The 3,451-nt window shown below is 58.5% G+C and carries 5 protein-coding genes; 3 read left to right on the top strand and 2 right to left on the bottom strand.

Translation table 11 applies throughout. The features are described 5' to 3' along the window. On the top strand, positions 1-266 hold a 266-nt coding region (locus JWR89_RS26150; protein ID WP_366143020.1), incomplete at its 5' end, for a DnaT-like ssDNA-binding protein. Between the two features lie 704 nt (positions 267-970). Here the strand turns inward: JWR89_RS26150 and JWR89_RS26145 are convergent. After that, positions 971-1,225, bottom strand: a complete 255-nt coding sequence (locus JWR89_RS26145) for a hypothetical protein (protein WP_299721103.1) — start codon at positions 1,223-1,225, stop codon at positions 971-973. A gap of 42 nt (positions 1,226-1,267) precedes the next feature. On the opposite strand from JWR89_RS26145, the gene JWR89_RS26140 reads away from it, so the two are divergent. Continuing rightward, on the top strand, positions 1,268-1,624 hold the full coding sequence (locus tag JWR89_RS26140) for a hypothetical protein (protein ID WP_299721102.1): 357 nt from the start codon (positions 1,268-1,270) through the stop codon (positions 1,622-1,624). Between the two features lie 220 nt (positions 1,625-1,844). Continuing rightward, positions 1,845-2,318 carry a hypothetical protein gene (locus tag JWR89_RS26135; RefSeq protein ID WP_299721101.1) on the top strand — a complete coding sequence of 158 codons (474 nt, stop codon included), beginning with the start codon at positions 1,845-1,847 and terminating at the stop codon, positions 2,316-2,318. On the opposite strand, the gene JWR89_RS26130 is transcribed toward JWR89_RS26135, so the two are convergent. After that, positions 2,305-2,769 (bottom strand): hypothetical protein, encoded by a 465-nt coding sequence (locus JWR89_RS26130; RefSeq protein ID WP_299721100.1) that lies wholly within the window; start codon positions 2,767-2,769, stop codon positions 2,305-2,307. The genes JWR89_RS26135 and JWR89_RS26130 overlap by 14 nt on opposite strands. Between the last annotated feature and the right edge of the window lie 682 nt (positions 2,770-3,451).

Raw genomic sequence — 3,451 nt, 5'->3', positions numbered from 1 at the left:
ATTATCTCGCATCAAATGTGGTGCCGCCAGAGGTCATCCAGGCAACATGTGAGGCGGCAGTTCGTGAAGCTGCCGCACCAGGCTCGATGCAGCCCGACCTCGACCGTGGCGGCGCCACTCAGGAGCTCCAGGCCGGCAGCGTCCGAATTGTCTACGCCGCCAATGCGAGCGCCCAGACCACGACACAGATTATCGACAGCATTTTGGACGCTCTGCTTATGGCCAATGCAAACGGCGGACTGTTTGGGCGGGCGGTGCGCGGATGAGGGATGCCAGCGTTTCTTGGTCGATGATGGCGTGATCGCCTAACGGCGCCGCATTGCCTTTGCTCGGGGCTTTTCGACCGTCTGTCGGGCCGCCATCGGGAGAACGGTTACGATCCATCTTGAAGGAACTGTGGCTGGAACTTCGGCGACCGACCGGACAAGGCCGGTCACTAACTCTCCGTTCAGCAATATCGCTCTCGGGGAGCCCGCGTACTGCGACTGCTTCGCTCGGCGGAAGTCAGTTGGATCCGTCACTTCGATGGTTTGCATAGCGGTCTCCAGCGCTCCAATGCGGGAAAGATGGTCGCTTATGGTTAATAAAACCTCTAAGGGGCCCGCCCGGCCAATTACGCAATCCTTGGCCAGTTCGCTCTATGGGCGGGTTGCTCATCACTTAGCAGGGCGACACCAGCCTTTCAGGTCCGATGAGGCCTTAACGCGGCTTCGGCGGTTTTGGGCCCTTAGACCCGTGGATCTCGTAGATGAGGGCGGCGGCTAGAATCATAAATGCGAGAGTGATCGCTACGTGAATCATCGGCACGTCCCTTTTTTGGGACGTAATTACCGACGAGAACTTTCAGACAATTTGCAGCGATTGCCGAATGCTTGGGCGACCGGTTAGCGATTGATTGACCATGACGCGACCCTGCGGGGCTGGCTCCTTTACATCGGTGTTTCACGGCCAATGAGGCTTAGGAACCACATCAGTTCAGAAACTCAAATCCCGCAATGCCGGCTTTGCGCCAAATCAATTTCGCCATCCGCGGGGCGGTGCCAGGCACGAGCGCTATTTCCACAAATCGCGGAACTGCACGGTATCGCTCAATAATAAGCATTACGCCTTTAGTGGATACGTCAGATATTCGGAACTCATTGGATTGACCATCGATCACGACGATAGCGCAGGTGTTGCTGCGCTTCATTCGACGTGCAGAGCGTCTTTCTTTTGAGGTTTTCATTCCACGTGCTCCCAATTGGACCCGTGGTCAAAAGGATAACCAATGAACCCACCGCTGAGCGGTTCCCTGGCCCGCACGATAGGCAGCGCCTTCAAGGGTCTATTCCTGCCCGCGCTGCTGGTGCGCAACGTGCCGCAGACCGGCGGCGATCCTGCTGACCCGCTGCCGCCTATTCCGGCCAATTTCCCCTGCAAGGCGATCGTTGAGAGCTACAGCGATTACTTCAAGGCAAACAATCTGGTGAATGCCAGCGACCGCAAGGTGCTGATCCTGGCGACGTCGGTTGGCGTCCGACCTAAACCGGATGACCGCGTTACGATCTCCGGCATCACCTTCACGCTTCAGGATGTTGCGACGGATCCGGCAGAGGCTGTTTGGACGTGTCGGGGCTCGATGTAGAGCCAAGGTCTAAGTCGTCTGGCTCTTCCCAGACCATCTGGGCAACGTAGAGGAATTTGCCCTTGTGGTGCTTGTTGCGGCGGCGGGCGTTCTCCGCTTCGGCGGCTGTGGCGTGAATAATGCCGCTTGAGTAACGATGCTGTCCATTGTGGAAAACGTTCGTAAACCCGGTACGCAGCATGACTTCCCCCAATCGCTTCGATCAAGTTATTGAGCTTTGGTGGGAAAAACTCAAGGCCGCTTTTATGGGTTCGGTCCGGGCGATCATCGATTTCGCGCAGATTGCCCGCATTGCCGAGCGGCTGGAGAAGGGCGACGTCGAGGTGCCATCCGTGCCATCGGGCTCGATCCGGTCCAGTTCCGCGAGTTCGACAAGGCCATCGCTGAGGCCTTCGAGGACGGCGGCAAGTTCAGCACCAAGCGCATCCCGGTGATCCGGCAGCCCGACGGTCATGTGCTTAAGGTCCAGTTCGACGTGCGCAACTCGCGCGCCGAGCAATGGCTGAAAGACCATTCATCTAAGCTGATCAGCCAGATCATGGATGACCAGCGCACCATGGTTCGGCAGGCTCTGCGCGCCGGCATGGAGGCAGCTCGGGCGACAGTTCGCGACGCACATGAATGTTCCTGCGCTGCGAGATTGCGTCAGCAAACTTTGCGACAGCGTCAATCAGCCGCCTTCATCCAAAGGTAAAGGCGAATGCTTCCGCTCCCGCGTCAAGGAATTTGATTTCAAACTGATGTTCTCTGATCGGCCCTTTTTGACGGACAAGCTGGTAGAGGCGTTCGTCGGTGACCGTGCCTTCCCCGTTAGCATCAACATCGCCTCCGTGGTCGATGCCCGGCGGCTTGTCATCGATCAGCACCTTAAATCGGACAGCTTTGCCTTCGCGCGCCCCGAGCACAAGGTGCAGGTCGCGGGCTTTAAAACGAAAGGTAATTGCTGTGTCGGCCCCATCTGCGAGGGCGCGTTCGCCTTCGACGGTCCAGTTTCCGGCAACGGCCCATTCGTTCAGCCGAAGATCTTGCTTGGCTGAATACACCTGCGGCTCGCGACCGCCGCAGGCCTTGCATGTATGCTCCCTCGCGTTTCTCTCAAACCTATCGGCGAACTCTCCGTCCGATCCGCTATCAGCTTCTGACATTTTAGCGATCCGGGCCGTGCCCGTTGCAATTTAGCCGCCCGTTTTTCGCGTGATTCTTGCGGACGGATTCATCTGTGCCAAGTGCGATCGGCGCGCTGTGTGTTTTCGCATCCTTCATTCTGAGGCCTCCGGTCCAGTAGCTGGCGCCGGGACCAATCCGGAGCGAGCAGAAAACCCAACGAGACGATGACGGGCCCAAGCGTCAACATGACACGTGGGCCGGTTCTGGCTGCGAGCGAACCAGCCAGCGGCCATGTCAGAGAGATGAAAAGCGGCAAAGGCAGTAGCGCTGCACCAACTTGTCGTCGTGTAGCCGGCGGCCTCGATCAGGAGAAAGGGCATCAGGACGATCAGCCCACCGAGTGCGTCGTGCAACAAGAATGTCAGTAGCGTCAGGCCGACGAAGCTCGCCTACCCGAACAATGCGAGCGGCATCATCGCGTGTTCACCCTTACGACCTTCGACCCACGCGAATATAAGAAAGAGCAGGAGGCCTGCGACAAGCAGGCCAAGCGTGAAACCCGCCCAATCATGTGACGTAGCGTCGGTCAGACTCCAGGTGGTCAGGCCAAGCCTCGCAGTCGCGAGGATAGCGCCGAAACTATCGAGCGGCTCGTCGCCGTCATGTCGATCGCGGGGATGCCAAGCCAGGCGAGCGCCATCGCCGCCAGCGCGATCGGCA

This window comes from Tardiphaga sp., from assembly GCF_028290785.1.
Lineage (GTDB): Bacteria > Pseudomonadota > Alphaproteobacteria > Rhizobiales > Xanthobacteraceae > Tardiphaga.
The sequence above is the reverse complement of the archived record's forward strand: the minus strand, read 5'-3'. Positions and strand labels throughout refer to the sequence as shown.